Source organism: Hyunsoonleella flava (genome assembly GCF_004310325.1).
In the GTDB taxonomy this organism is placed as follows: domain Bacteria; phylum Bacteroidota; class Bacteroidia; order Flavobacteriales; family Flavobacteriaceae; genus Jejuia; species Jejuia flava.
The window spans coordinates 1-691 of the sequence record NZ_SIRT01000029.1 but is presented as its reverse complement, the minus strand read 5'-3'; the positions used below and the strand labels follow the sequence as shown (position 1 = coordinate 691).

Genomic DNA, 691 nt, shown 5'->3' with positions numbered 1-691 from the left:
TTGCTCACAAGCCGTTACCGAAGTGACACTACCGAAGTAGGTATCAGAATCATTATCCACCCCGATGTACCAAGTTTGACCAGGGAACTCGTTAGGATCGTTATCATCACAATCATCTGCAGTAGGCGCTGTTAAGCTGTAGCCTACAGGTTGCTCACAAGCCGTTACCGAAGTTACACTACCGAAGTAGGTATCAGAATCATTATCCACCCCGATGTACCATGTTTGACCAGGGAACTCGTTAGGATCATTATCATCACAATCATCTGCAGTAGGCGCCGTAAGCGAATAGCCAACAGGTTGCTCACAAGCCGTTACCGAAGTTACACTACCGAAGTAGGTATCAGAATCATTATCCACCCCGATGTACCATGTTTGACCAGGGAACTCGTTAGGATCATTATCATCACAATCATCTGCAGTAGGCGCCGTAAGCGAATAGCCAACAGGTTGCTCACAAGCAGTCACCGAAGTCACACTACCGAAGAAAGTATCAGAATCATTATCCACCCCGATGTACCATGTTTGACCAGGGAACTCGTTAGGATCGTTATCATCACAATCATCTGCAGTAGGTGCCGTAAGCGAATACCCAACAGGTTGCTCACAAGCCGTTACTGAAGTCACACTACCGAAGTAGGTATCAGAATCATTATCCACCCCGATGTACCAAGTTTGACCAGGGAACTCG

General features: G+C 46.9%; 1 protein-coding gene. It reads right to left on the bottom strand.

All coding sequences use genetic code 11. The annotated features are described in order from the left end of the window. Positions 1-691 (bottom strand): hypothetical protein (locus EYD45_RS16795; RefSeq protein ID WP_207303323.1); only part of this gene is annotated, 691 nt, incomplete at both ends.